Genomic DNA, 23971 nt, shown 5'->3' with positions numbered 1-23971 from the left:
GAGGTACGACATGCCCGACAATCCGCTTCTGCTCCCCTACGAACGAGGCACGCTCGCCCTCCCCAACCGGATCGTCATGGCGCCGATGACCCGGGGCCGGGCCGACGACACCACCGGCGTGCCCAGCCCGCTGGCCGGGGACTACTACGCGCAGCGCACCGGCGCCGGCCTGATCGTCAGCGAGGGGATCTACGCCCACCCGCTCGGCAAGGGCGGGCCGGGCATCCCCGGGCTGGTGACGCCCGCGCAGGTGGCCGGCTGGCGGGAGGTGACCGGGGCGGTGCACGCGGCGGGCGGCCGGATCTACGCCCAGCTCTGGCACGTGGGACGGATGACGCACCCGTCCGTGCTGGACGGCGCGACGCCGGTCGCGCCGTCGGCGGTACGGATCGTGGGCGAGCAGATCTTCACGAACGAGGGCCTGGTCGACCACGTCGCCCCGCGCCCGCTCACGCTCGCCGAGATCGAGGAGACCGTCGCCGCGTTCGCCGCGGAGGCGCGCAACGCGATCGCGGCCGGGTTCGACGGCGTCGAGATCCACGGCGCGAACGGCTACCTGTTCCAGCAGTTCCACGCCGAGAACACCAACCGGCGCACGGACGGCTACGGCGGTTCCCCGTCCGGGCGGCTGCGCTTCACGGTCGAGGTCGTCGAGGCCGTCACCGCCGCGGTCGGCGCGGAACGCGTCGCCCTGCGGATCTCCCCCGACAACCCGGAGAACGAGATCGCCGAGGAGGACGCGCAGGAGACCTACCGCACCCTCGTGGACACCCTGGACCCGCTCGGCCTGGCCTACCTGCACGTGATCGAACGCGGCGCGTACGGCGCGCTCGCCGATCTGCGCCCGCGCTGGTCGGGGACGCTCGTCGCCAACTTCAACGGCCCGGAGCCGACGTCGCCGGACGCCGGCGAGAACGTCCTGGACGCCGGGCTGGCGGACCTCTTCTCGTTCGGCAGGCACTTCATCGCCAACCCCGACCTGCCCGCCCGGATCGCCTCCGGCGCGCGGCTCGACGCGCCGGGCCGCGGTCCCGTCTACGGCGGCGGCGCGGCGGGGTACGTCGACTATCCGCCTCTCGCGCAGCCGGCCATCTGACCACACGGCTCGCCCGCCTCACCCCGTGAGCGGGACGTCCCAGAAGGCGATCTCGTGGCGCATGCCCTCGAGGAAGAACGTCTCGGCGCGGGCCCGTTCCGGCCCGGCCTCGTCGATCATCTGGGCGCAGCGCCGGGTCAGCGCGGCGAACCCCGGATCGGCGTAGGTGTCGACCCAGCGCCGGAGGCGCGGCTCGGCGGGCGGGTTTTCGGCGAGCCGGGCGCCCAGCGTCGAGTAGCCCCACATGCAGGGGTAGAGCGCGGCCAGCCCCTCGCCGTACGAGGCGGCGCTGTCGAGGAGGAACCGGGTGTACGCGGTGCACGCCGGGCCCTTGGCGGCGTTGTCCAGGTCGGCCCCGAACTCGGCGGCCAGCGAACGGTGCAGCGACAGTTCCTCGTGAAACGTCGCGTGCGCGAGGTCGACGAGGTCGCCGAGGTGGGCGGCGGGCGCCTGCCAGGCGAGCCGCGAGAACACCCGGACGTAGTCGAGGAGGAACAGGTAGTCCTGCTCCAGCCAGGAGCGGAACACCGCGTCGTCCAGGTCGCCGCGGGCGATGCCCGCCACGGTCGGGTGCTTCAGCTGCTCCTCGACCAGGGGGAGGCCGAGCCGTTCCAGGTGCGCCGCCAGACTCATACCCGAAGTCTCCCATCAGGCCGGAAATGACGAAGACCCCGCCGGATCGGAATCCGGCGGGGCCCCACGTCTGGCCGATGTGTGGGGTCGCCTCTCGGCGAAAGGCACAATGCGGCTCCAGCCGGACGGTATTCCGCAAAGGCAAAAGGTGAGGCCCGGGGACACCCAGGCACACCGGCCATCATCTGTAACTACCCCGCCCCCGGGATTGTTCCCAGCCCCCGCGAAGCACCTTCGGCCACTCCAACAGTCAGCCCCTGCTCGCCTCCCGTTCACCTTCCGGCCTCCCGGGCGCGCGAGCGTGGAGGCGTGCGAACGGGGCTTGCACCAACGGGATTCACGCGGACGGGACTCACGCGGACGGGACTCACGCGGACGGGGACGACGCGGGCGACGGCGCCCAGGCGATTCCAGCGCATCGGGCCGGCGCCGGCGGCCGCGCTGCTCGTGATCGCGCTGGCGGGCTGCACCACGGCCGCCACCGCCTCCGTCGGCGAGAAGAAGACGATCGTGGTCGGGGTCAAGGCCGACCAGCCGGGGCTCGGCCTCCGGGCGAGGAACGGCGGGTTCCAGGGCTTCGAGGTGGACGTGGGCGCCTATCTCGCCCGGCGTCTCGGCGCCTCCCGCGTCACGTTCAAGGCCGTCACGTCCGACGACCGCGAGCGCAAGCTGGACGACGGCACCGTCGACCTCGTGCTGGCCTCGTACTCGATCACCGCCGAACGGGCGCAGAAGGTGACGTTCGCCGGGCCCTACTACGTCGCCCACCAGGACATCATGGTGCGCCGGGCCGACCAGCGGATCCGCGGCGTCCGCGACCTCGCGGGCCGCCGCATGTGCGAGGCGAGCGGCTCGGTCTCCTCCGAACGCGTGACCAAGGGGCTCGGCATCGCGGCCACCCTCGTCCCGGCGCCGTCCTACGGCGCCTGCTTCCAGAAGCTGGTCGCCGGCGAGGTCGACGCGGTCTCCACGGGCGACCTGGTCCTGGCGGGCTTCGCCGCCCGCGCCCGCGGCAGCGTGCGGATCACCAACACTCCCTTCACCGACGAGCGCTACGGCATCGGCCTGCGCCGCGGCGACATCGACGGGTGCGAGAGCGTCAACAAGGCGCTCACGCAGATGTACCAGGACGGCACCGCCGCCCGCCTGCTGCGCAAGTGGTTCGGCGCCTCGGGCCTGGAGGTCACCGAGTCCGTCCCCGAGTACGAGGGTTGCGCCTGACCGCGACGCCCCCCGCGGGCGGTCTAGCCGGCGCGGTGCTGGTCGGGGCGGATCCTCAGGGTGGTGATCACCGTGGCGAGCATCTCGTAGTGGGCGGCGAGCATGCACAGCTCGATGCACTCGCGCGGGGAGAGGTGGCGGCGCAGGTCCGCCCAGGCGGCGTCGTCGAGGTCGCCGGCTTCGTGCATCTGGTCGACGGCGGTGAGGACGGCGTGCTCGCGCGGGGTCCAGCCGTCGGCGGCCGGGCCGTGCTCGGTCAGGCGTGCCACGTCGCCGGGGCCGACACCGGCGCGGCGGCCCAGCCGGACGTGGTGCTCGAACTCGTAGGCGCACTCTCGCAGGTGCGCCACCCGGAGGATCACCAGTTCGGTCTCGCGGCGCGGGAGGATGCCGCGCGGCATCAGCCGGCCGCCGAAGATCCCCCAGGCGCGGAAGAGGGCCCGGTGCCGGCCGAGCGTGAGGAACAGGTTCGGGGGAGCCGTCCCGCCTACGCGGCCCGCGATCCGCGCGGCCGTCCAGTTCAGGAGCCCGACCTCGCGGAGTCCGCCGGGGGAGATGCGCGGGTCAGGCACGGGCGCCCCTCCTCGGCCGGTCGAGCACCCGTGTCATCCCGGCGCTCATCGCGCGCATGAGCAGCTCGTAGAGCACGGGGACGTAGCGCTGCACCCAGTACAGCAGCCGGATGTCGAACGAGGTGAAGACCATGTAGGCGTCGCGTTCGACGCCCCGGACGAGGGCCGCGGCCGCCTTGTCGGGCGAGACGGCGTGCTTGCGGAACATCGCGATGGCCCGCCGGGTGGCGGGGTCCTCGCGGTCGACGCCGACGATGTCGACGGTGCGCACCAGGGGAGTGTCGATGCCTCCCGGGCACACCAGGCTGACCTTGATCCGGTGCCTGCGCAGGTCGAAGCGCAGGACCTCCGACACTCCGCGCAGGCCGAACTTGCTCGCGCTGTACGCGGCGTGCCACGGCAGCCCGAACAGGCCGGCCGCCGACGACACGTTGACCAGGTGGCCGCCGCGCCCGGCCTCGATCATCGACGGCACGAACGCCTCGATGACGTTGATCGGGCCCATCAGGTTGATGTCGACCATGCGCCGCCAGTGCCGGTGTTCGAGCCGGTCGACGGTCCCCCAGGCCGACACCCCGGCCACGTTCATGATCACGTCCATGCTGCCGGCGGTGGTGTGCACCCGTTCGGCCAGCCGCGCCACGGCGTCGTGGTCGGAGACGTCGGCCACCTCGGCGAGCAGGACGGTCGCGCCGCGCCCGCGCAGCACCTCGGCCGTCCTGGCGAGGCCGCCGGCGTCGATGTCGGTGAGCACCAGATCAGCGCCGCGCGCCGCCGCGACGAGGGCCGTGCTCCGGCCCAGCCCGCTCGCCGCGCCCGTGATCAGGCACGTCCTGCCCTCTAACGTCGTCACAGAGACACCACCGTTCGGTTGGGCACAACCTAGTCTGCCATAGACACTGATGTCTATGACCGGGTGCCCATCAAACGGGCGATCAACGCGACGAAGGGCTCCCGCAACGCGGGCAACCCGGCGGTCTCCCCCGCCAGTACACGCGTCGTGACCAGCGAGATCAGCGCCCCGATGGCCGTCTCGCTCGCCAGCCGCTCCTCGGGCGCGGTGGCGCCGAAGGTTTCCGCGAGCCCGTCGATCAGCGCGGCCTGCATGCTCAGCCGGCGGCCGAGGACCTCGACGCCCGCCGCGTACGACTCGATCAGGAAGACCCGGGCCACCTCGGGCTCGGCGGCCAGCGCGGCGAGATAGGCGCCGACCACCCGGTCGACGCGTTCCATCGCCGTGCCACCCGAGCTCAGCGCGCCGTCGATGCGCGTGGCCAGGATCTCGGTGACGAGATCGTAGGCCGCGATGAAGCACGCCTCCTTGTTGGCGAAGTGCTCATAGAACGTCAGCCGCGAGACGCGCGAACGTTTGAGCACGTCGGCGACCGACGTCGCCCCGTACCCCTTCTCCGCGGCCACCTCGACCATCGCCACGAGCAGCCGGCCGCGCTGCTGGGTCGCGACCTCCTCGCGGGTCAGCCCATGCGACCCGCCCGAGAGGGGCGCGGCGGAGTAGGTGCGCAGCAGGGCCGGATCGTCCACGCGGCAATGCTAGGCCGTGTCTCGAAGTCGGCGTCCGGCTTCAGGAGCCGGAGGCCAGGAGACGCTTGCGTTCCCCGGTGTAGTCCCACCACGGGCGCGCGGGCAGCCCGTCCGCCTGATCGACGGCGGACATCACGGTGTCGAGCAGGCACGGGTCGTGCCGCACGCCGTCCGCCGCGCACATCTCCTCGAACACCTCGACCGCGTCCCGCCCGGCCAGCTCGCCGACACTCGTGATGCCGATCCGGCCGAACCTCCGCGCCACCGCCGGCCCCACGTTGACCAGCGCCGTCAGCTCTTCGTTGCTCATGCCTCCAGCAAACCCCGCCCCGCGCGCCGGGTCTTGTCGGAATCGGACACGCACCACGGCGGCTCGGCACCCGGCAGGCAGAATGCACCCATGACGTGGCCTGCCGGCTGGGAGAACGAGGGTTACGCGCCCGTGGGACCGCGCTCCCACCTGGACCGCCTCCTGGACGAGTACGGACTGACCGAGGCGGACGTCCGCGACAGGATCCTCGTCCGGGAGAACGGCGAGCACCTGATCGACGAGACGCTCCTGCGCCCGCGGGGCGCGTTCGCCTGCGCCGGGGACCAGGAGGCCCTCACGTTCTGCCAGGAGATCGCCGCCGCGATGGTGGCCGCGCACGGCATCGACCTGGCCGAGGCCGTCGGCCGTATCAACCGGCACTGGTCCGGCACCTGGATCGTCGGCCTCGACATCGCCTACCACGAGCTGCCCGAGTACTGGGCCGACCGGATCTATCGGCCCGTTCCGCCCCTGCTCATCGAGGCGGTCGAACGCGGCGACCACGACCTCGCCCGCCGCCTCCTCGACGAGGGCGCCGATCCCGACGCCCCCGACCCCCGGTGGCCGCCGCCGTTCGCCTGGATCCCCCTCACCACCGCGGCGGCCCGGGGAGACGCCGGCCTGGTCCGCCTGCTCCTGGCCCACGGCGCCGACGTGAACGTCCGTGACGGGGGCGGCGGCACGGCCCTGATCTGGGCCTGCAACGGCGGCCACCTCGAATGCGCCCGCCTGCTCCTCGAAGCGGGCGCGGACGTCGGCCTCCGCAACAACGACGGCTACACCGCCTACGGCCGAGCCCCGCTGGTCAACGAAGAGCTCCTCGCCCTGCTCCGCCACCACGGAGCCTCCTGATCCCCAGCCACGAGGACCGTGTCACACGTCCGGCTGCACGTTCCTGCCGAGGCCGAGCCGCCCGGCGACCATCCCGGGGGTGGAAGTACGAGACGGGAAACCTGCGGCCATCCGCGGTAACGGCGTTGATCACGTAACCGTTGCGGCCGTCCTCGTCGTCGTCGCGGAGTTTACGCAGCTGAGCGCCGAGCCGCCGCATGCGGAAGGTCGGGGGTCGCTTGGCCATGCACACATTGTGAACGGCCGGTCACTCACAGGAGGACGTTCTCCAAAAGCGGGAAATTCCGCTTTCCACAGGTTCCAGGGCCCCCGAATCCCCATCTCCGGTCAGGGCATTGTGCCGCTTCACCTGGCCTTTCATGCTGACTGACGACCGTCACGGAGGGAAGTGGAGCGATGACACCGGGCGAGAAGAGATTCAGCCTGCTGGCCGGCCTGGCCTGGGAACTGCGGCGGATGTCCGTCGGGTCGTACGTGACGCTGCCCGGGGTGGGCGAGACGGTCCTGTACGTCCGGTGCGCCGACGGCTCTCGGCTCTCCGTTCTCGCCGTGGAGTCGGGGCCTCGGTGGCTCCTGCCGTGGAGCGCGGGCGCCAACACGCCAGGAGATGATCTGATCCTCGCGGCCCGGCTGATCGCGTCGTCGGCGCGGGGTGAGCGCGCGGCATGAACGTACTGGGGACGATCAGTCTGCCGGGCGTCGCGCGGTCGGCTCCGCAGGCACGCACGTTCGTGCGCCGGCTCGCGGGCCTGTCCGAGCTGCCGTTCGACGACGAGACGGTGGCCGACATGCAGCTGTGCGTGGACGAGCTGGTCGCGAACGCGTGCGAGCACACCGCGTCGGGCCGGGGCGGCCGGGTCACGGTGACCGTGTCGCGGGGACGCGACCGGCTGCGGGTGAGCGTGATCGACGACGGCGGCGCGGTCACCAAACCGTGCGTGCACCACGACCTGGACGGCGAGAACGGGCGCGGGCTGCGCCTGGTCGACGCGCTCTCCGCTCGCTGGGGCGTCGAGGACACGACCGTCTGGGTGGAGTTCTAGGCGGCCGACGAGTCGAAGGGGGTGACCTCGGCCAGGGCGGCCTCCCACAGGGGAACGCCCTTCACCTGGGAGATCCTCCATCCTTGCGGGGTGCGAGCGGCGGTCAGGAGGTAGCGCTCGGCGGACAGCCTCCCCTGCCCTTCGGGCCGGCCGATGAAGACCACGAGCAGGTTGGCCTCGATCGTGGCCGTGTCACCGTCCACCTCGATGAGGGGGTTGGTGATGAAGCTCTGGGTGAGGACACCGTCCGGGCGGATCCTGCGGGCCTTCTCGACGAGGGCATCGATCCCGCGCACCGTCCCGCTGGCGGTGGCGATCAAGGCGTCCTCAGTGAAGATCGTCAATACCTCCCCGAAGCGCTTCTCGTCCAGGCAACGTCCGAGCCGGGAGACAAGATCGGTCAGCTCATGCCGGTCAGCGTGATCCACAACCCCTCCAATCAATGGGTTGTTCCAATGTTGGCTTTACCAACTATATCCCCCCAGGGGACGCCGCTGCCGCCGACCACGTCCTTCCGGTCCGGCCACCCCAGCACGCAGGACTCGGCAGCGGCACGTCTCGGACGCGTGGCTGGACCTCAGCCTCACCACATCTCTCCCCCGAGCAGCACCTCAGCGAGGCCACGCCCGTTCGCGCAACCGTTCGGCCCGCCTCGGCGGCAGAGAAACGGCGTTCCCACTCGCTGCGGCCATCTCGACGGCCTTACGCGAGTCACTGATCGTCGCCCTCAGGCACCGCCCCCACGCAGCCCACCCGATGCCACCGCGAGCGCCGTCCCCGCTCTGGCCACCCAGGCGCCCAAGCGCTCGCCCTGGCCGCTTAACCGCCAGGGCGAGCGCGCCGCCCACACTTTGGCCGCCTAAATCGTCGAGCGAGTTTCGGCGTCACTCTGGCCTCCCGGTCGTCGGACGGGTGTTGGGGTCCTCCTTTGGTGAACGTGTTCTCGGCGCGCTCATCCGTGGGGCGGCGAGACGGCTGAGCCGGTCACGTGGCGAGCTCTGCCGCAGAGCCCACGGCGCCGTTCGATGAAAGTGCCGGTCGTTCGCGTACGGGCTTGGCGTGCGGAGGGGCGGGATGGCGCTACGGCTCACGCGGGGCGGGGGATGGGCGCGGGTGTTGTCCGCCGGGGGTGTCGTGGTCGACGGCTCGGGGCCGGGGGCGCGTGCGTGGCGAAGGGGATCACCTAAAGATCATCTGGGGGTTCTGGGGGCGCCAGGTGCTGCTCGCGTGGGGGTCATGCCTGGACGACACGGTGATCGCTCCCCCGTCCGTGTCGAAAGAGGCTCCCCATGCTCCCCCTTGTCCTGCGTTCCGCGGTCGCCGCCCTGGTGGCCGTTCCGCTGTCGTTCACCGCCCACGCCAACGCCGCCACCCACGCCACCACCGCCACCACCGCCACGATGACCACCGCGACCGCCGGGCCGGACGTGATCGCGCATCGTGGTTCGTCTGGGGTGGCGCCGGAGAACACCGCGGCGGCCATCCGGGCGGCGATCAGGCAGCGCGCCGACTTCGTCGAGATCGACGTGCAGCGCAGCAAGGACGGGCGGCTCGTCAACTTCCATGACTGCACGCTGGAGCGGACCACCGATGTGCTCCAGCGGTTCCCCGGCAGGCCGTCGTACCGGGTGTCCGACTTCACCTGGGCCGAGCTGCGCACCCTGGACGCGGGGACGTGGTTCGACGCCCGTTACCGGGGCGAGCGCATCGCGACGGTGCACGACGTCGTCTCCCAGGTTCGTGGCAGGACCGGCCTGCTGGCGGAGATCAGCCCGTGCGCCCACTACCAGGGCACCGGCCTGCCCGACGACCTGGCCACCGCGCTGCGCGCCGAACGTGGTTACGTGCGGGAGGCGTCGCGCGAGGGGCGGCTCGGCGTGCAGTCGTTCGTGGTCGGGGACGCGCGGCGCTTCAAGGGCCTCATGCCCGAGGTCCCGATCGGTCTCCTGGACGCCGACCGTCCGACCGAGGCGGAGCTGGTCGCGCTGAGCGCCTGGGCGGACGACGTCAACCCGCAGCACACCGTCACCGACCAGGCCCTGGTGGACCGCGTCCACCGGCTCGGCATGGGGATCAACGTCTGGACGGTGGACGAGCCCGGGGCCATCCGCAAGATGATCGGTCTCAAGGTGGACGGGATCATCACCGACTACCCGCAGTCCATCACCCAGCGCTGACCCGCCTCACCTGGTGGTTACTTCAAAGTGCCCTCTCCCGGCGCCGCCCGATCCGGCCCATGGTTACCGAAGGGAACCGACAAGGGAGAGACCATGGCCACCAAGGTCAGCACGTTCGCCGAGGTCCGCGACGAGTTCGAGGCCTACATCGGCGACATCGTCTACGCGACGATGACCACCGTCGACAAGAAGGGCCGGCCGCGCGCCCGCGTCCTGATCCCGATCTGGGAGGAGGTCGACGGCAGGCCGGTCGGCTGGCTCGCCACGTACCGGACGCCGGTCAAAGAGGCGCACCTGGCCGGCAACCCGCACACCACGTTCTCCTACTGGACACCCCGCCAGAACGCGGTCGCCGTGGACACGGTCGCCGAATGGGTGGACGGCCCGGACGTGCGCAAGCGCGTCTGGGACCTCTACAGCAAGACCAGCCCGAAGGGCGCCGGATACGAGCTGGGACAGTTCTGGAAGGGCCCGGACGATCCCAAGCTGCACATCCTCAAACTGGAACCGTGGCGTGTCCAGGTCATCCGGGGACGCGACCTCCGCAGCAGGATCTGGCAGGAATGACCGGGCGGCCGTGTCCGGTGCCGGTTGGGGGCCGGTGTATTTCGGGCGGGGGAACGTGACTCCGTTCAGGGGAAGGTGCGGGCGGCTGGGAGGGCTCGTTCCGCTGGCTAGACTCGCCTGGATGCCAGGGTCCGACCGGAGGAAGCGCCCGATCCATGGGTAGGGCGCGCACCCTCGCGCAGGTGTACCGGCGCTTCGGCGAGGTCGACGCCGCCGGGACGTCGCCGCTGTACGAACGCGTCGCCGTCGCCCTGGCTGAATCGGACGAGGCGCTGCGGGCCATCGAGACCGCGCCGGCGCGCAGGCGGCACCCCACGGTGATCCTCGCCGCGCTGCACGACCTCGCCCTCGCCGGGCACGCCCCGGCGCTCGCCGCGGCCTATGCCGCCGCGGACGGCGACGCCGCCGGCGCGGCGATCGACACGCTGCTGCGGATGACCGACGCGGTCGTGGCCCTCGCCGTGCGCCGCCGGCCGCGGACCGACGAGACCGGACGCTGCGCCGTCCTGTATCCGGCCATCGCCGAGGCGGCGCGCCGGGTGGGCGCGGACACGGTCGGGCTGATCGACGTGGGCTGTTCGGCCGGGCTCAACCTCAACGTCGATCGTGTCGGCGTCACCTACGACGACGGGCGTTCGCTGGGCGACCCGTCGTCCCCCGTACAGATGTCGTCCTCGGTCGTGGGAGACCGGCCCGTACCGGCGTGGGCGATGCCCGAGGTCGTCGCCCGGGTGGGCGTCGACGTCGATCCGGTGGACGTGACCGACGCGGACGAGGCCCGCTGGTTGCGCGCCTGCCTGTGGCCGGATCAGCCGGAGCTCGCCGCCCGGCTCGAAGCGGAGATGGCGCTGGCGGCGACGGCCCCTCCGCTGCTGCTGCGAGGTGACGCCGTCGAGGGGCTGCCCGACGCCTTCGCCCAGGTGCCCGCGGACGTGCTGCCCGTCGTCACCACGACGTGGGCGTTGTCGCGCTTGTCGCTCGAGAGCCGCCTGCGCTTCCTGCAACGCCTCGACAAGGCGGCGACCGGGCGGGCGGTGGCGTGGGTGTCGGCTGAGGGGGTCGGAGTCGCGCCGGCGATACCGACGTTCGGCGATCGTCCGGCCTCCGGCCACAGCATCATCGGCGTCGCGTTGTTCGGTCATTCGGCCCTGCGCGCCGAGGCGGTCGGCCGCTGCTGGTCGCGGGGCCGCATGGTGTCGTGGCTGGCGGATTCCTGACGTCCCGGCGTGGGGGCCAGGCGGGCCTGGGAAACGAGGAATCCCTGCCGCTCGTGGGAGCGGCAGGGATTTCCTGGTCGGTCAGGGGTGGTGGCTTCTCGGCCGTCCGCCGGGAGCCGGCGGTCACCGCTTGCGGGACTTGGCGGCCTGGCGGTCGGCCTTCGCCTCGGCGCGCAGCCGGCGGATGCGGTCGGCGGCAAGGGCCTTGGTCACCTCGTGGTGCATCATCGCGATCTCCCAGCTCTCCGTCCGGCCGACCGTTCGGCCCGACACCTGAGAGATTCGCGCTAAGGCGCCCGGTCCCACATGGGGACAACGCCTTATCTCCATGCCTCAGATCGCCTTAGATCAGGGCTCCGAGGGGGCGGGGATCTGAGCCAGCGCCTGGAAGTCGTGGTAGTCGCGGGTGGCGACGATCTTGCCGTCGCGTACCCGGACCACCTGGATGTTGGCGGACGTGAACGTGTGGCCGGTCGTGGTGACCCGGGTCCGGTAGTCCCACTCCGCGATGACCACCTCCGGGTCGGCGGTCTCATGGACGACGACGTTGTGCGCCGACAGCTCGAAGGGCCGCCGCGACGCGACCTCGGTCCGCGCCACGAGGCCGTCCCTGCCGGTCATCGTGGTGGGGTGCGGCGGGTGCGCCATCGGCCACTCGACCACGACGTCGTCCGCGTAGAGATCTGCCAGGTCCTGCCACCGGCCCTCGGTGAAGCAGGCCAGCAGCCGTCCGAACACCTCGCGTGCCTCGTTCATGAGTGCTCCTCGCACGATAGGATCCGGAGTAATGACTCCGATTAATCGGACGATACGGAGTCGCCACTCCGCTTGTCAACGTGAGAGACCGTGATGCCCGCCAGACCCCTGCGCGCCGACGCCGCCCGCAACCGCGCGAAGATCCTCCAGACGGCCGAGGCCGTGTTCGCCGAGCTCGGCACCTCGGCCTCCACCGAGGAGATCGCCCGCCGCGCCGGTGTCGGCATCGGCACGGTGTTCCGCCATTTCCCGACCAAGGAGTCGCTGCTGGAGGCGGTGCTCGCGGAGCTGGTTCGGGGCCTCGCCGAGGAGGCGGACGCCCTGCTCGCCGCCGACGACCCGGAGGCGGCCTTCTTCACGTTCTTCACCGGGGTCGTCCAGCGTTCGACGGCCAAGAACGCCGTGATGCAGGCGCTGGCCGCCGCCGGCGTCGCCACGGCCACCGATTCGGACACCGCGGGCCGCCTCCGGGCCGCCCTGGCCACCCTTCTCGAACGTGCCCAGCACGCCGGCGCCGTCCGCGCCGACATCGGCGTCCGCGAGGTCATGGCGCTCCTGGTCGCCGCCTCGCGCGCCGTCGAGGAGGCCCCGATGTCCCTGGAGGTCATCACCTCCGGCCTGCGCCCCGCCTGAACGGGCACGACACCTGGGCCCGGTCAGCCGGCGGGCTGGACGGGGGCGCTGCTGCGGCCCTGGCGCCCGCCGCCGAGCTCGGCGTCGAGCGTCTCCTGGGCCACGCGCATGCCCTCGGCGTAGACGGGCTCCCGCAGCCGCTTCCAGATCTCGTCCTCGGGCACGTCCTCGACGTGGGCCACCACCCACCAGATGTTGCCGAAGGGGTCCTTGACCCGGCCTCCACGCTGCCCGAAGGCGTTGTCGGACAGGGCGGTGACGACCTGGCCGCCCGCTTCGAGGGCCCGGGCGAACGCCGTGTCCGCGTCCGCCACGAAGACGCGCAGCAGGCTCGGCAGCACCGGCCAGTCCGCACGCCGGTCGAACGCCAGCACGACGGTGTCGCCGACCCTGATCTCACCGTGCCCGATCGAGCCGTCCTCGGTCGCGACCCTCCCCAGCTCGACGCCGCCGAACGCCCGGGTGACGAAGTCGAGGAAGGCCCCCGTGTCGTCGGTGACGATCCAGGGCGCGACGGTCGTGTAGCCCTGCGGCGTCGCGCCGTCCTGTGACATGACGTTCTTCTTCTGGGACATCGCGGTCCTTTCCCTGGTGCCGGTCGCTCGTGGCCAGGCTAGGAACGCAATAGGCCAGTTCCCGTCCTATACGCCCCTGGGGCGTCAGATGGACGCCGGTCAGCCGGTGAACGCCTCGATGAGCGTCCAGATCGCCAGGCCCGCCATGCACAGGCCGCCGATGCGCTGCACGGTCTTCAGCGGCATCCTCTTGGCGATGAACCGGCCCGCCAGCAGGGCCAGCGCCGACACCGTCATCAGGGCCGCGGCCGAGCCGATCGCGGTGGGCAACCATCCGTTGGTGGCGGCCAGGTTGGCGGTGGTGATCTGGGTCAGGTCGCCCCACTCGCTGATGAACACGGCCATGAAGGCGGTGCCGTAGACGGGCCAGAATCCCGTCACCGTCCGTGCCGCCTCATCGTCCTGGTCGTCGTCGCCGCCCCGCAGGAGCACGAGGGCGCCGAACGCGAACAGCGCGGCCGACACCAGCTTGACGGCCATGCCGGGCAGCAGCCCGAGCAGGCTGCCTGCGCCCACGGCGATCGCGACGTGCGCGATGAACGCGGTGGAGGTGCCGAACCACACGTACAGCGGGCGCATGCGCGTGCCCATCGCGAGCGACGCGAACATCGTCTTGTCGGGAAGTTCGGCGAGGAAGATCAAGCCGAACGCGGTCAGGAGCGCCAGAGGGTCCAAGTTCATGCGGGAGAGCCTTTGCCCGGGCCGGGTCGAGAGCTCCGGCCGGCACCCGAGGCGGGGAACGGAAGGACCACTCGGCCCGGCATGACGGAACGGCCCACACGGTCGTGTGGGACGGTCATGCCGTGGCCGAAGGTCTCGTTCACCCGGCCGCTCGCGCGGCGGGCCCGATGGCCGGGACCTCACGAGAGATCCAGCATGTCGACCAGCGGTATCGCAGAACTACTCCCCTTCGCCGTCGCCCATTCTAGGCGATCTCAGGCCACCTGACCGCAACCAGCCATCGTCGGGCCACCCTCTGGAGTCGCCGGCGGGCGCGCGGAGCGGGCACTGGTGCGGGCGGGTGCGGGCGTTGACCCTTGGTAACGAGAAGAGCCCCCATCGCTTGTCGCGTGGGGGCTCGTTCCGTCACTGTGGGGGTAGGAGCAGTGTCACTACCTCTTCGAGTGTGAGAGTGGGCGAGGAGGGATTTGAACCCTCACATCCTTTCGGACACACGGACCTGAACCGTGCGCGTCTGCCGTTCCGCCACCCGCCCGGGGTGCCGCATCGGCCCCCTTCGGGGCGTGCTCGAAAAGGCTAGCACGGGCTGAGCAGTGGTTAGGTATCCACATACTTCGAGCGAACCTTCACACCGATACGATCGTCTACCAGTGGGGAAGGGAGGTGCCCGTGGGCGTCATTCAGCGCTTCGAGCGACGGCTCGAGGGCATGGTCGAAGGAGCCTTCGCCAGGGCCTTCAAGTCGGAGCTGCAGCCGGTCGAGGTGGCCAGTGCTGTGCAGCGCGAGATGGACGACCGCGCCGCGATCGTGGCTCAGGGCCGGACACTGGTTCCGAACGATTTCGTCGTCGAGATCTCCGAGCAGGACGGGCAGCGGCTGCAGGTCTATGCCGACAGCCTGAGCCAGGAGCTGGCGAATCTGGCCCGGGAGTACGCGAAGGAGCAGGGGTACTCCTTCGTCGGTCCGGTACGCGTCCGTTTCGAGAACGCCGGAGATCTGGCCACGGGCATGTTCCGCATCAGGTCGGGCGTGATCCGGGGGACGACGCTGGAGGGCGGGGAGATCCGCCAGCCTCCGAGCGACGTGCCACGGGGCCCGGCCGGCGCGTTCGGGGGTCATCCGCGACTACTGGTCACCACGGCCGTGGAGGGCGCCGACGCCACCCAGCGCACATATGAGATCAATACACCGGTGACGCTGCTCGGTCGCGGTACAGACTGCGACCTGCGTCTTGTCGATCCGGGCGTTTCCCGGCACCATGCCGAGATCCGCGTAGAAGGTCCCGAAATCGTCCTCGTGGATCTAGGGTCGACCAACGGCTCCTTCGTGAACGGGCAACCGATCCGGCGAGTGACACTCGTCGACGGCTCCCGCGTCACGATGGGCCGCACGACACTCGTGTTCCGCCGCGATAGGGAGTAACCCCGACTCCGATGTCCGAATTCACCCTCACGCTGATCAAGCTGGCGTTCCTCGCGGTGCTCTGGCTTTTCGTCATCGCCGCCGTCGGTGTGATCCGGGCCGACCTCTTCGGCTCGAAGGCGGCCACGCGGGCCGCCCAGCCCAGGCCCGCCAAGGCGGCCAAGCCGCCCAAGCAGCCGCGGGCACCGCAGCGCAGCGCCCCGACGAAGCTGGTCGTCGTCCAGGGCGAACGGGCAGGGACCGTCATAGATCTCACAGGGGTGCCCATCACCATCGGTCGGGCAAATGACGCCACGCTGGTGGTGACCGATGACTACGCTTCGAGTCGGCATGCCCGAATTTACGCGCAGGACGGTCAGTGGATCGTGGAAGATCTCGGATCGACCAATGGCACCTACCTCGGCCGCACGAAGGTGAGCCGGCCGATGCCGGTTCCCCCGGGCGTGCCGGTCCGTATCGGCAAGACCGTGATCGAGCTGCGCAAATGACTCTGGGAATCCGATACGCCGCGCGCTCCGATGTCGGCATGCTGCGCGAGGGCAACGAAGACTCGGCCTACGCGGGATCGCACCTGCTCGCGGTCGCCGACGGCATGGGCGGGCACGTGGGCGGCGAGATCGCCAGTGCCGCCGCGATCGAGGCGCTGCGCAAGCTCGACAAGGAGCTGCCCGCGACCGAGCTGCTGGCGGCGCTCGAGCACACCGTCAAGTCGGCCAACGACAACCTGCACCGCATCGTGGAGTCCGACCCCGCCCTGCAGGGCATGGGCACCACGCTGACGGCGATGTTGTGGGCGGGCAACCAGGTCGCGCTCGTCCATATAGGCGACTCGCGCGCCTACCTGCTGCGCGACGGCAGCCTGTTCCAGATCACGCACGACCACACCCTCGTCCAGTCGCTGGTCGACGAGGGCCGGATCAGCCCGGACGAGGCGGCGACGCACCCGCAGCGTTCACTGCTGCTGCGGGCGCTGGACGGGCGGGGCGAGGTCGACCCCGACCTCTCGCTGCGCGAGGGCAAGGTCGGCGACCGTTACCTGCTGTGCTCCGACGGGCTGTCCAGCGTCGTCACCGCCGAGACGATCTTCCAGGTGCTGACCGACTCCGACGAGCCCGACCAGGCCATCCGGCAGCTGATCGACCTGGCCAACCGCGGCGGCGGCCCGGACAACATCACCTGCGTGGTGGCCGACGTCGTCGAGCTCGGCCAGCAGCAGAAGCCGGGCCCGGGACACGCCGTGGGCGCCGCGGCCAACGCGGCCGCGCCCCCGGACGGCTCGGGCGGGCACAACCCCGCCGCGACGACGGCGATCGACACCCCGGCGGGCCGCGCGGCCCAGCTGCGCGACACCATGCCGCAGCCGCCGGTCGCGGTGGACGAGATGCCGCCGCCCGGACCCGGCCCCCTCAACGAGCCCATGGGCGCCGCGCCGCCCGGTGCCGTCCAGCAGCCGATGCCCCACCGGGAGTCCCGGCGGGCCGGCCGCGGCGGCGCCCGCCGCTGGACCTGGCTGATCGTGACCGCCGGCGTCGTCCTGATCGCGCTGGTCGCGGGCGGCTTCGCGACCGTCCGGTACGTGCGCAGCGGCTACTTCATCGGCGAGCAGAACGGCCAGGTGGTGCTCTTCCGTGGCACCAACCAGGAGGTTCCGGGCATCTCCCTGTCGCGGCGCGCCAACGAGCAGCCCAAGAACGCCATTCTGCTGTCCGACCTGCCGGAAGAACGGGCTCAGGACGTCCGGGAGACCTTTCCCGTCGACGGGCCCGAGGCCCTGCGCGATCTGGAGGTCGCGGTCTGCAAGTACTCCCTTCAGCAGGAGGGCGGCAAGGTCGTCATCGTCAAGGGCAAGGGCCAGCAGAGCTGCAAGCCCAGCAAGGCCCAGCCCAGCGAGATCAAGCTCCTGGACCTGCCGACCGGCGAGGCCGACGCCGTCGACAAGGGCCTGTTCTCGTTCATCGGCATGACCGCCGCCAAGAAGCGGTTCGACGAGCTCGGTGTCCACGCTCAGCAGTGCAAGGCCGACCCCGCGTCCCTGAAGGACTGTCCGAAAGCCGAAAGCCGGGGCCAGTAAGCGATGAGTTCGATCGGACGACAGATCCGCGCGCAGATTCCGTACACCAAGCGGAACGCGGCGTCACTGGCGCTGCTGATCTTCGCGATGGTGCTGACCCTCTCGGCGTTCGCCGAGGTGGGCCTCGCGCGCGACGGCCGGCTCCCCCTGGGCCTGCCGCTGTACGGGGGCGGCCTCGCGGTCCTGGCGTTCGGCGGTTACTTCGTCCAGGCCAAGTTCGCGCCGTACGCCGACCCGCTGCTGCTGCCGCTCGCGGTGGCGCTCAACGGGATCGGCCTGGCGATGATCTACCGCCTCGACCTCGACACCAGCAAGACCAAGATCGAGGCGATCGAGAAGGGCCAGAAGCTGGCGGAGGACGAGGCGTCCGCGCCCGGCCAGCTGATGTGGACGTTCGTCGCGATGGCGATGTTCGTGGTGGCCGTGATGGTCATGCGCGACACCAAGAACGGCGAGGGCCCGCTGGCCATCAGCCCCAAGACGATGCAGCGCTACACCTACATCACCGGGCTCGTCGCGATGATCCTCCTGCTGCTGCCGATCGTTCCGGGCCTCGGCGGCTCGGTCAACGGCGCCCGCGTCTGGATCTTCATCGGCCCGTTCTCGGTGCAGCCCGGCGAGTTCGCCAAGCTGCTGCTGGTCATCTTCTTCGCCGGCTATCTGGTCAACAAGCGGCAGGCGATGTCGCTGGTCGGCAAGAAGGTCGGCCCGTTCAGCCTGCCCCGGGCCCGCGACCTGGGCCCGATCATGATCATCTGGTTCTTCGCGCTGGGCGTGCTGTTCATCCAGAAGGACCTCGGTACGGCGCTGCTCTACTTCGGCCTGTTCGTGTCGATGCTCTACATCGCCACGCAGCGGGTCTCCTGGGTCATGATCGGCGTCGGGCTGCTGGCCATCGGCATCTTCATCGCGACGCTGCTGCCGTTCATGGGCCACGTCAACCAGCGCATCAGCATCTGGCAGAACCCCAAGCCCTACTTCGACGGCGGCTGCCTGGTCGACGACAGGGTCGTGCCGGTCAACCCCGACACCGATCTGTTCAAGCAGGCCAAGGCCGCGGGCAGCCAGTTCCCCGGCTTCACCGCGTGCGAGAAGCTCGGCGGCGAATACTCCGACAGCGCCCAGCTGATGAAGGGCCTCTTCGCGCTCGGCGAAGGCGGTGTGCTCGGCACCGGGCTCGGCCAGGGCGAGCCCTGGCGTACCCCCCTGTCCTTCAGCGACTTCATCTTCGACTCGCTCGGCGAGGAGCTCGGTCTCACCGGGTTGATGGTGTTGCTCCTGATATACGCGCTGATCGTGCAACGCGGCATGAAAACCGCCGTCGCGGCACGCGACCCCTTCCTGAAACTTTTCGCGGGTGGAGTCTCGTTCGTCCTTGCGTTGCAGGTGTTCGTCATCGTCGGCGGAGTGACCAAGCTCATCCCGCTCACGGGCCTCACGACGCCGTTCCTCTCCCAGGGCGGTTCCTCGCTGATGGCGAACTGGATCCTGATCGCGATGCTGGTCCGGATGAGCCACGACGCTCGCAAGCCGGCCCCGCAGGCGATCCAGGACGAGGGCATGACCCAGATCGTGAGCACCAGGTAGGGATTTCACACGTCATGAACGGCAGGCCCCCCGAACGCAGGATGTGGAGCGATCACTCATGAACATGGACAAGCCGCTGCGCCGCGTGGCGATCTTCGGCCTGTTGCTGTTCTTCGGGCTGATGGCTCAGGTCAACTACGTCCAGGGCAGCCAGGCGCAGAGCCTGCGCGAGGACCCGATCAACACGCGCAAGTACCTCAACACGTTCAACGAGCCGCGCGGCAAGATCATCGCGGGCCCGGAGATCCTGGTCACGGCCGTCGAGACCGGCAAGGCCAACCCCAAGTACGGCCGTAAGTACAAGGACGGCGAGGTCTTCGCCCCGATCACCGGCTACTTCACCGGCTCGGCCGGCGCGGGCGGGCTCGAGCGGGCCTACAACGACCTGCTGAGCGGGCAGGACAAGCGCCTCAAGAACCAGAAGTGGTTCGACACCTTCATCGGCAAGAAGGCCAAGGCCGCCGACATCCAGACCACCATCGACCCGGCCGCCCAGCGCGTCGCCTACAGCCAGCTCCAGCAGGCCAGCGGCAACCGCAAGGGCGGGGCCGTGGTGATGGACATCAAGACCGGCGCGATCAAGGTGATGGCCTCCTTCCCGTCGTACGACCCGACGACGGTCGCCCCGCAGTCCGGCGAGGCGGGCGTCAAGCGGTTCGACGAGCTCAACAACTCCCGGACCAAGCCCACCGTCGACAAGGCGATGAGCGACACCAACTTCCCGGGTTCGTCGTTCAAGACGGTCGTCGCCGCCTCGGCGCTGGACAACGGCCTCAACAAGGACAGCTCGGTGCCGGCGCCGTCGACGTTCAACCTGCCCGGCACCTCGGTCGCCCTGCCCAACAGCCACGAGGGCGGCGCCTGCGGTGGCGCCGGCCAGGCCCCGCTCATCCTGACGTTCGCCGAGTCCTGCAACACGACGTACGGCATCCTGGGGGCGGAGCAACTCGGCAAGAGCAAGGTCCTCGACACGGCGAAGAAGTTCGGGTACGACCAGGCCGTCGAAGTCGAGCCGAACATGCGCACGGCCAAGAGCTCCTTCGTCAAGCCGGACGCCGACGGCGCGCAGACCGCCCTCGCCTCGATCGGCCAGGGCAGCAACTCGGCCACCCCGCTGCACATGGCGATGGTCGCGGCGGCCGCGGCCAACAACGGCAAGATCATGAAGCCGTACCTGGTGCAGAAGGTCATCTCCGGCGACGACGGCGGCACCGTCCAGGACGCCGACCCCAAGCAGTTCGGCCAGGCGATGCCCGGTGACAACGCCGACCAGCTCGCCGACATGATGCGCGAGGTGGTGCGCAGCGGCACCGCCAAGTCGCTGGCCCAGTTCGACATCGCCGGCAAGACCGGCACCGCCGACATCGACGGCGTCGAGTTCAACAACCGGTGGTTCGTCGGATTCGCCCCCGCCGACAAGCCCCGCTACGCCTTCGCCGTGTTCACCCAGGGCGACGGCTCCGGTGGCGAGTTCGCCGGACCGGTCGCCGGACGGATCATGCAGGCGGTGCGCAAGGACTCATGAACACCCCCGCCTCCCCGCCCGCCGGCGTGTCCCCCGCGGACACGCCGGCGCTGCGTGCCGTCCGGGAGGTGGCATGAGCGGCGAACCGCTGCTGAACGACCGCTACCGCCTGCTCGAACTCCTGGCCACCGGCGGCATGGGCGAGGTCTGGCGGGCCCTGGACGAGATGCTCGCCCGCGAGGTGGCGGTCAAGCTGCTGCGCGTGGAGCTGATCGAGGACGACCGGGCGTGCGGGCGGTTCGGGGCCGAGGCGCGGTTCGCGGCCGGGCTCCGGCACGGCGGCATCGCCCAGGTCTACGACTACGGCGACCAGGACGGCCGGGCCTACCTGGTCATGGAGCTGGTGCCCGGCGAACCGCTCTCCGACATCCTCGACCGCACCGGCGCGCTCACCCCCGAGGCGGTGCTCGACCTGGTCGGGCAGGCGGCGCGGGCGCTGGCCGTCGCGCATGACCACGGCATCGTGCACCGCGACGTCAAGCCGCCCAACCTGCTGGTCACCTCCGACGGCACCGTCAAGATCACCGACTTCGGGATCGCCCGCGAGGTGCGCGCGGCGAGCACGCGCACGCAGACCGGCATGGTCATGGGCACCGCCCACTACATCTCGCCCGAGCAGGCGTCCGGCCAGGACGTCACGCCGTCGTCCGACCTCTACTCGCTGGGCGTGGTGGCCTACGAGTCCCTGACCGGCGATCCGCCGTTCGACGACGACTCCCCGGTGGCGATCGCGCTCAAGCACGTGCGCGAGGCCCCGCCCGAGCTTCCCGCCGACGTGCCCGCCGCGGTCCGGTCGCTGATCACCGAGCTGCTGGCCAAGGACCCCGGAGAACGCCCGCTGGACGCTGGCGAGGTCGCCGACCGGGCCGAGACGATCCGCCGGGCCCTCCTCGACGGCGACGGCGCGGACCTCCTGGACGGGCCGCCCGGTCGGCCCCGCCGATCATCCGACGAGCAGCGATCTTCCGAAATCTCGCGATCTTTGCGAGAGTTTGACGGCGACGGAAGGCCGGATAACCTCACGGAGGTGCCCGCGCAACGACGCACGGCACTGATGTACACCTCGGTGGCCGCCGGCGTCGTGCTGCTCGGCGTCATCGTGGTCGGCTCGCTGTGGCGGGGATTCGCCTCGGCCGGGCTCGTGGAAAACCAGCGTCCGCTGCCGACCGTACGACCTGACGGCGATCCCGCCGTCAGTACCGCACCGGCGGCACCCGCCGTACGCCCGCGACAGACCGATGGACGGCGGCCGATCGTTCCCGGACCGACGTCAACGATCTCGCCGCCCCGGACGTCCCACAAGAAGCCCACCAGGAAACCGACCAAGGAAACTCCCACCGCCCCAACACCCACACCGACGGGGAGCACCACGACTCCGTCAACTCCGAGCCCGGTTCCCTCACCCACGGTCAGCGGGGAGCTAGGTTCGGAGGACAAGGTGTAGACGTACGAGGGAAAGTACACATATGAGTCAACCTCGGCTGCTCGGCGGCCGCTACGAGCTCGATGGCGTCATCGGGCGCGGCGGCATGGCCGAGGTCTACCGTGCCCGAGACCTGCGCCTCGATCGGGTGGTCGCCGTCAAGACCCTCCGGTCCGACCTCGCGCGCGACCCCACGTTCCAGGCCCGGTTCCGCCGCGAGGCCCAGTCGGCCGCGTCGCTCAACCACCCGTCGGTCATCGCCGTCTACGACACCGGCGAAGACATGATCGGCGACACCTCCATCCCGTACATCGTCATGGAGTACGTGGACGGCAGCACGCTGCGCGACCTCCTCCGGGAAAACCGCGCGCTGCTGCCGGAGAAGGCGCTCGAGATCACCGACGGCATCCTCCGCGCGCTGGACTACAGCCACCGCGGCCAGATCGTGCACCGCGACATCAAGCCGGCCAACGTGATGCTCACCCGCAATCACGAGGTCAAGGTCATGGACTTCGGCATCGCCCGGGCCATGCACGACGCGGCGTCCACGATGACCCAGACCGCCCAGGTGATCGGTACGGCTCAGTACCTCTCCCCGGAGCAGGCCCGCGGTGAGCGCGTCGACGCGCGCAGCGACATCTACTCGACCGGTTGCGTCCTGTACGAGCTGCTGACCGGCAAGCCGCCGTTCACCGGCGACTCCCCGGTGGCGATCGCCTACCAGCACGTCCGCGAGGAGCCGATCCCGCCGTCGCAGGTCGACCCGGAGATCCCCCAGTGGGCGGACGCGATCGTCCTCAAGGCGATGGCCAAGGACGCCGACCACCGCTACCAGAACGCCACCGAGTTCCGCCAGGAGATCCAGCGCGCCCTGCACGGCCAGCCGGTGGCGTCCACCGCGGCCTCGACCATGCTCATGGGCGCCCAGGGGCACCCGCAGGGCACCCAGGTCATGGGCGGGATGGGCCCGCGGACGCAGATGCAGCGGCCGGTCGGCACCGGCTACGACCTGCCCCCGGTGCACTACGACGACGCCAACGACTTCGACCGGCGCGGCGGCAACGGCAAGAAGGCCGCCATCTGGATCGCGCTGGCCGTGCTGTTCGTCGGCGGCGCCGCCCTGATCGCCATCCTGCTGTCCGGCGGCGACGGCGACGGCGGCAACGAGCAGACGCAGGTGGCCGTCCCGGCCAACATCGTCGGCCAGTCCAAGGACGACGCCGTCGCCGAGCTCCAGAAGGTCGGCCTGAAGGTGGGCAACACGACCGAGGAGTTCAGCGACGACGTCAAGGAGGGCGCGGTCATCAGCTCCGACCCGGCGGCGGGCCAGGAGGTGCCCAAGGACTCCGCGGTCAACCTGGTCGTCTCCAAGGGCAAGAAGCCGGCCGAGACGTTCGAGGTGCCCAACGTCAAGGGCAAGTCGTACACCGAGGCCAGAGGCATCCTGGCGGCCAAGGGGTTCCGGGTCGAACGCAGGACCGAGACCAACGACTCGGTGCCGCGGCTGACCGTCATCCGGACCGACCCCAGCGCCGGCGAGAAGCGTCCGAGGAAGTCGACGATCACCGTCTACGTCTCGACCGGCCCGAGCCAGGTCGACGTCCCGGACCTCACCAACAGCAGCCAGCGGTCGGCCTGTGCCCGGCTCGAGCAGCTGGGGCTGAAGTGCAACCCGCAGGTGGTCGCTCCGCCCGTGGGCCAGACCGTCCAGCCGGGCTTCGTCTACGGGCAGATGCCGACCCCGGGCTCCAAGATGGCTCCGGGCGAGTCGGTGACCATCATGGTCGCGCCGAAGCAGACGCAGCAGCCGTCGCCGACGATCCCGACACCTCCCGGTAGCGGCTGACCGGCCGGTGGCGGCTGAGGTTGATCAGCCGTCCGAACGAACGAAGGGCCCCTCTCCCGGCTGCGGGAGAGGGGCCCTTCGGCTGTCTGCGGGGCCGGCGTCGGCTCCCGGGCATAAAAGGAGGGCTTCCGCCACTCGGGGGCAATGGCGGAAGCCCTCGTACGGTCTTCGGATCAAGCGGGCTCGGTGTTACAGATTTCTCCCGAAAACTTCTCCCGAGAT

General features: G+C 70.5%; 26 protein-coding genes and 1 tRNA gene. 16 read left to right on the top strand and 11 right to left on the bottom strand.

Translation table 11 applies throughout. The annotated features are described in order from the left end of the window. Window positions 1–10: 10 nt before the first annotated feature. A complete protein-coding gene (locus ABZ810_RS26530) occupies window positions 11–1096 on the top strand; it encodes an alkene reductase (RefSeq protein ID WP_358407631.1) in 1086 nt (361 codons plus the stop codon). 18 nt (window positions 1097–1114) lie between these two features. Here ABZ810_RS26530 and ABZ810_RS26525 read toward each other — a convergent pair whose 3' ends face one another. Next, a complete protein-coding gene (locus ABZ810_RS26525) occupies window positions 1115–1729 on the bottom strand; it encodes a TenA family protein (protein ID WP_358407630.1) in 615 nt (204 codons plus the stop codon). 309 nt (window positions 1730–2038) lie between these two features. Here ABZ810_RS26525 and ABZ810_RS26520 point away from each other — a divergent pair, with 309 nt between their 5' ends. Next, window positions 2039–2950: a glutamate ABC transporter substrate-binding protein gene (locus ABZ810_RS26520; protein WP_358407628.1), complete on the top strand. Its 912-nt coding sequence runs from the start codon at window positions 2039–2041 to the stop codon at window positions 2948–2950. A 23-nt stretch (window positions 2951–2973) separates the two neighbouring features. Here the strand turns inward: ABZ810_RS26520 and ABZ810_RS26515 are convergent, their stop codons facing one another. The 4 genes from ABZ810_RS26515 to ABZ810_RS26500 are packed head-to-tail and all read right to left on the bottom strand — an operon-like array spanning window position 2974 to window position 5374. After that, a complete protein-coding gene (locus tag ABZ810_RS26515) occupies window positions 2974–3522 on the bottom strand; it encodes a carboxymuconolactone decarboxylase family protein (RefSeq protein ID WP_358407627.1) in 549 nt (182 codons plus the stop codon). Beyond that, window positions 3515–4375 (bottom strand): SDR family oxidoreductase, encoded by an 861-nt coding sequence (locus ABZ810_RS26510; protein ID WP_358407626.1) that lies wholly within the window; start codon window positions 4373–4375, stop codon window positions 3515–3517. Before ABZ810_RS26510 ends, ABZ810_RS26515 begins: the two co-directional genes overlap by 8 nt. Before the next feature lie 53 nt (window positions 4376–4428). Beyond that, window positions 4429–5064, bottom strand: coding sequence for a helix-turn-helix domain-containing protein (locus tag ABZ810_RS26505; protein WP_358407624.1), 636 nt, complete (start codon window positions 5062–5064; stop codon window positions 4429–4431). A gap of 40 nt (window positions 5065–5104) precedes the next feature. Further along, window positions 5105–5374 (bottom strand): helix-hairpin-helix domain-containing protein, encoded by a 270-nt coding sequence (locus ABZ810_RS26500; RefSeq protein WP_358407621.1) that lies wholly within the window; start codon window positions 5372–5374, stop codon window positions 5105–5107. Between the two features lie 90 nt (window positions 5375–5464). Between ABZ810_RS26500 and ABZ810_RS26495 the strand changes: the two genes are divergently transcribed. The 3 genes from ABZ810_RS26495 to ABZ810_RS26485 all read left to right on the top strand — a co-directional run bounded on the left by ABZ810_RS26495 (window position 5465) and on the right by ABZ810_RS26485 (window position 7269). Beyond that, a complete protein-coding gene (locus ABZ810_RS26495; protein WP_358407619.1) occupies window positions 5465–6226 on the top strand; it encodes an ankyrin repeat domain-containing protein in 762 nt (253 codons plus the stop codon). A gap of 396 nt (window positions 6227–6622) precedes the next feature. After that, on the top strand, window positions 6623–6895 hold the full coding sequence (locus tag ABZ810_RS26490; RefSeq protein ID WP_358407617.1) for a hypothetical protein: 273 nt from the start codon (window positions 6623–6625) through the stop codon (window positions 6893–6895). Next, a complete protein-coding gene (locus ABZ810_RS26485) occupies window positions 6892–7269 on the top strand; it encodes an ATP-binding protein (protein WP_358407615.1) in 378 nt (125 codons plus the stop codon). Before ABZ810_RS26490 ends, ABZ810_RS26485 begins: the two co-directional genes overlap by 4 nt. On the opposite strand, the gene ABZ810_RS26480 is transcribed toward ABZ810_RS26485, so the two are convergent. Then, entirely contained in the window at window positions 7266–7697 is a 432-nt protein-coding gene (locus tag ABZ810_RS26480) for a nuclear transport factor 2 family protein (protein WP_358407612.1), read from the bottom strand. The two genes, ABZ810_RS26485 and ABZ810_RS26480, sit on opposite strands and share 4 nt — an antisense overlap. Before the next feature lie 861 nt (window positions 7698–8558). On the opposite strand from ABZ810_RS26480, the gene ABZ810_RS26475 reads away from it, so the two are divergent. From ABZ810_RS26475 to ABZ810_RS26465, 3 genes are all read left to right on the top strand, one after another. Next, window positions 8559–9446: a glycerophosphodiester phosphodiesterase family protein gene (locus ABZ810_RS26475; protein ID WP_358407611.1), complete on the top strand. Its 888-nt coding sequence runs from the start codon at window positions 8559–8561 to the stop codon at window positions 9444–9446. Window positions 9447–9539: 93 nt separating this feature from the next. After that, window positions 9540–10013, top strand: coding sequence for a pyridoxamine 5'-phosphate oxidase family protein (locus tag ABZ810_RS26470; protein ID WP_358407609.1), 474 nt, complete (start codon window positions 9540–9542; stop codon window positions 10011–10013). 155 nt (window positions 10014–10168) lie between these two features. Beyond that, entirely contained in the window at window positions 10169–11230 is a 1062-nt protein-coding gene (locus ABZ810_RS26465; protein ID WP_358407606.1) for a DUF2332 domain-containing protein, read from the top strand. 123 nt (window positions 11231–11353) lie between these two features. Here the strand turns inward: ABZ810_RS26465 and ABZ810_RS26460 are convergent, their stop codons facing one another. Further along, on the bottom strand, window positions 11354–11503 hold the full coding sequence (locus ABZ810_RS26460) for a hypothetical protein (protein WP_358407604.1): 150 nt from the start codon (window positions 11501–11503) through the stop codon (window positions 11354–11356). A 75-nt stretch (window positions 11504–11578) separates the two neighbouring features. After that, entirely contained in the window at window positions 11579–11986 is a 408-nt protein-coding gene (locus ABZ810_RS26455) for a nuclear transport factor 2 family protein (protein ID WP_358407603.1), read from the bottom strand. A 93-nt stretch (window positions 11987–12079) separates the two neighbouring features. Here ABZ810_RS26455 and ABZ810_RS26450 point away from each other — a divergent pair, with 93 nt between their 5' ends. After that, a complete protein-coding gene (locus ABZ810_RS26450) occupies window positions 12080–12619 on the top strand; it encodes a helix-turn-helix domain-containing protein (RefSeq protein WP_358407600.1) in 540 nt (179 codons plus the stop codon). 23 nt (window positions 12620–12642) lie between these two features. Here the strand turns inward: ABZ810_RS26450 and ABZ810_RS26445 are convergent, their stop codons facing one another. From ABZ810_RS26445 to ABZ810_RS26435, 3 genes are all read right to left on the bottom strand, one after another. Next, window positions 12643–13194, bottom strand: coding sequence for a VOC family protein (locus ABZ810_RS26445; protein ID WP_358407598.1), 552 nt, complete (start codon window positions 13192–13194; stop codon window positions 12643–12645). A gap of 99 nt (window positions 13195–13293) precedes the next feature. Then, entirely contained in the window at window positions 13294–13875 is a 582-nt protein-coding gene (locus tag ABZ810_RS26440; protein ID WP_358407596.1) for a TMEM165/GDT1 family protein, read from the bottom strand. 452 nt (window positions 13876–14327) lie between these two features. Next, window positions 14328–14410, bottom strand: a tRNA-Leu gene (locus ABZ810_RS26435). A 134-nt stretch (window positions 14411–14544) separates the two neighbouring features. Between ABZ810_RS26435 and ABZ810_RS26430 the strand changes: the two genes are divergently transcribed. From ABZ810_RS26430 to pknB, 7 genes are all read left to right on the top strand, one after another. Beyond that, entirely contained in the window at window positions 14545–15297 is a 753-nt protein-coding gene (locus ABZ810_RS26430; protein WP_358407594.1) for a DUF3662 and FHA domain-containing protein, read from the top strand. Window positions 15298–15308: 11 nt separating this feature from the next. Beyond that, on the top strand, window positions 15309–15785 hold the full coding sequence (locus ABZ810_RS26425; RefSeq protein WP_358407593.1) for an FHA domain-containing protein: 477 nt from the start codon (window positions 15309–15311) through the stop codon (window positions 15783–15785). After that, window positions 15782–17368, top strand: coding sequence for a Stp1/IreP family PP2C-type Ser/Thr phosphatase (locus tag ABZ810_RS26420; protein WP_358407591.1), 1587 nt, complete (start codon window positions 15782–15784; stop codon window positions 17366–17368). Before ABZ810_RS26425 ends, ABZ810_RS26420 begins: the two co-directional genes overlap by 4 nt. 3 nt (window positions 17369–17371) lie before the next feature. Continuing rightward, window positions 17372–18955 carry an FtsW/RodA/SpoVE family cell cycle protein gene (locus tag ABZ810_RS26415; RefSeq protein WP_358407589.1) on the top strand — a complete coding sequence of 528 codons (1584 nt, stop codon included), beginning with the start codon at window positions 17372–17374 and terminating at the stop codon, window positions 18953–18955. Between the two features lie 58 nt (window positions 18956–19013). Beyond that, window positions 19014–20480 (top strand): penicillin-binding transpeptidase domain-containing protein, encoded by a 1467-nt coding sequence (locus tag ABZ810_RS26410; RefSeq protein ID WP_358407586.1) that lies wholly within the window; start codon window positions 19014–19016, stop codon window positions 20478–20480. Window positions 20481–20553: 73 nt separating this feature from the next. Then, complete coding sequence (locus tag ABZ810_RS26405; protein ID WP_358407585.1) at window positions 20554–21924, top strand: serine/threonine-protein kinase; 1371 nt, start codon at window positions 20554–20556, stop codon at window positions 21922–21924. 22 nt (window positions 21925–21946) lie between these two features. Continuing rightward, on the top strand, window positions 21947–23749 hold the full coding sequence (pknB, locus tag ABZ810_RS26400; protein ID WP_358407583.1) for a Stk1 family PASTA domain-containing Ser/Thr kinase: 1803 nt from the start codon (window positions 21947–21949) through the stop codon (window positions 23747–23749). Window positions 23750–23971: the final 222 nt, after the last annotated feature.

The organism is Spirillospora sp. NPDC047279, assembly GCF_040643285.1.
GTDB lineage: Bacteria > Actinomycetota > Actinomycetes > Streptosporangiales > Streptosporangiaceae > Spirillospora.
This window is presented reverse-complemented; position numbering and strand designations above follow the sequence as displayed.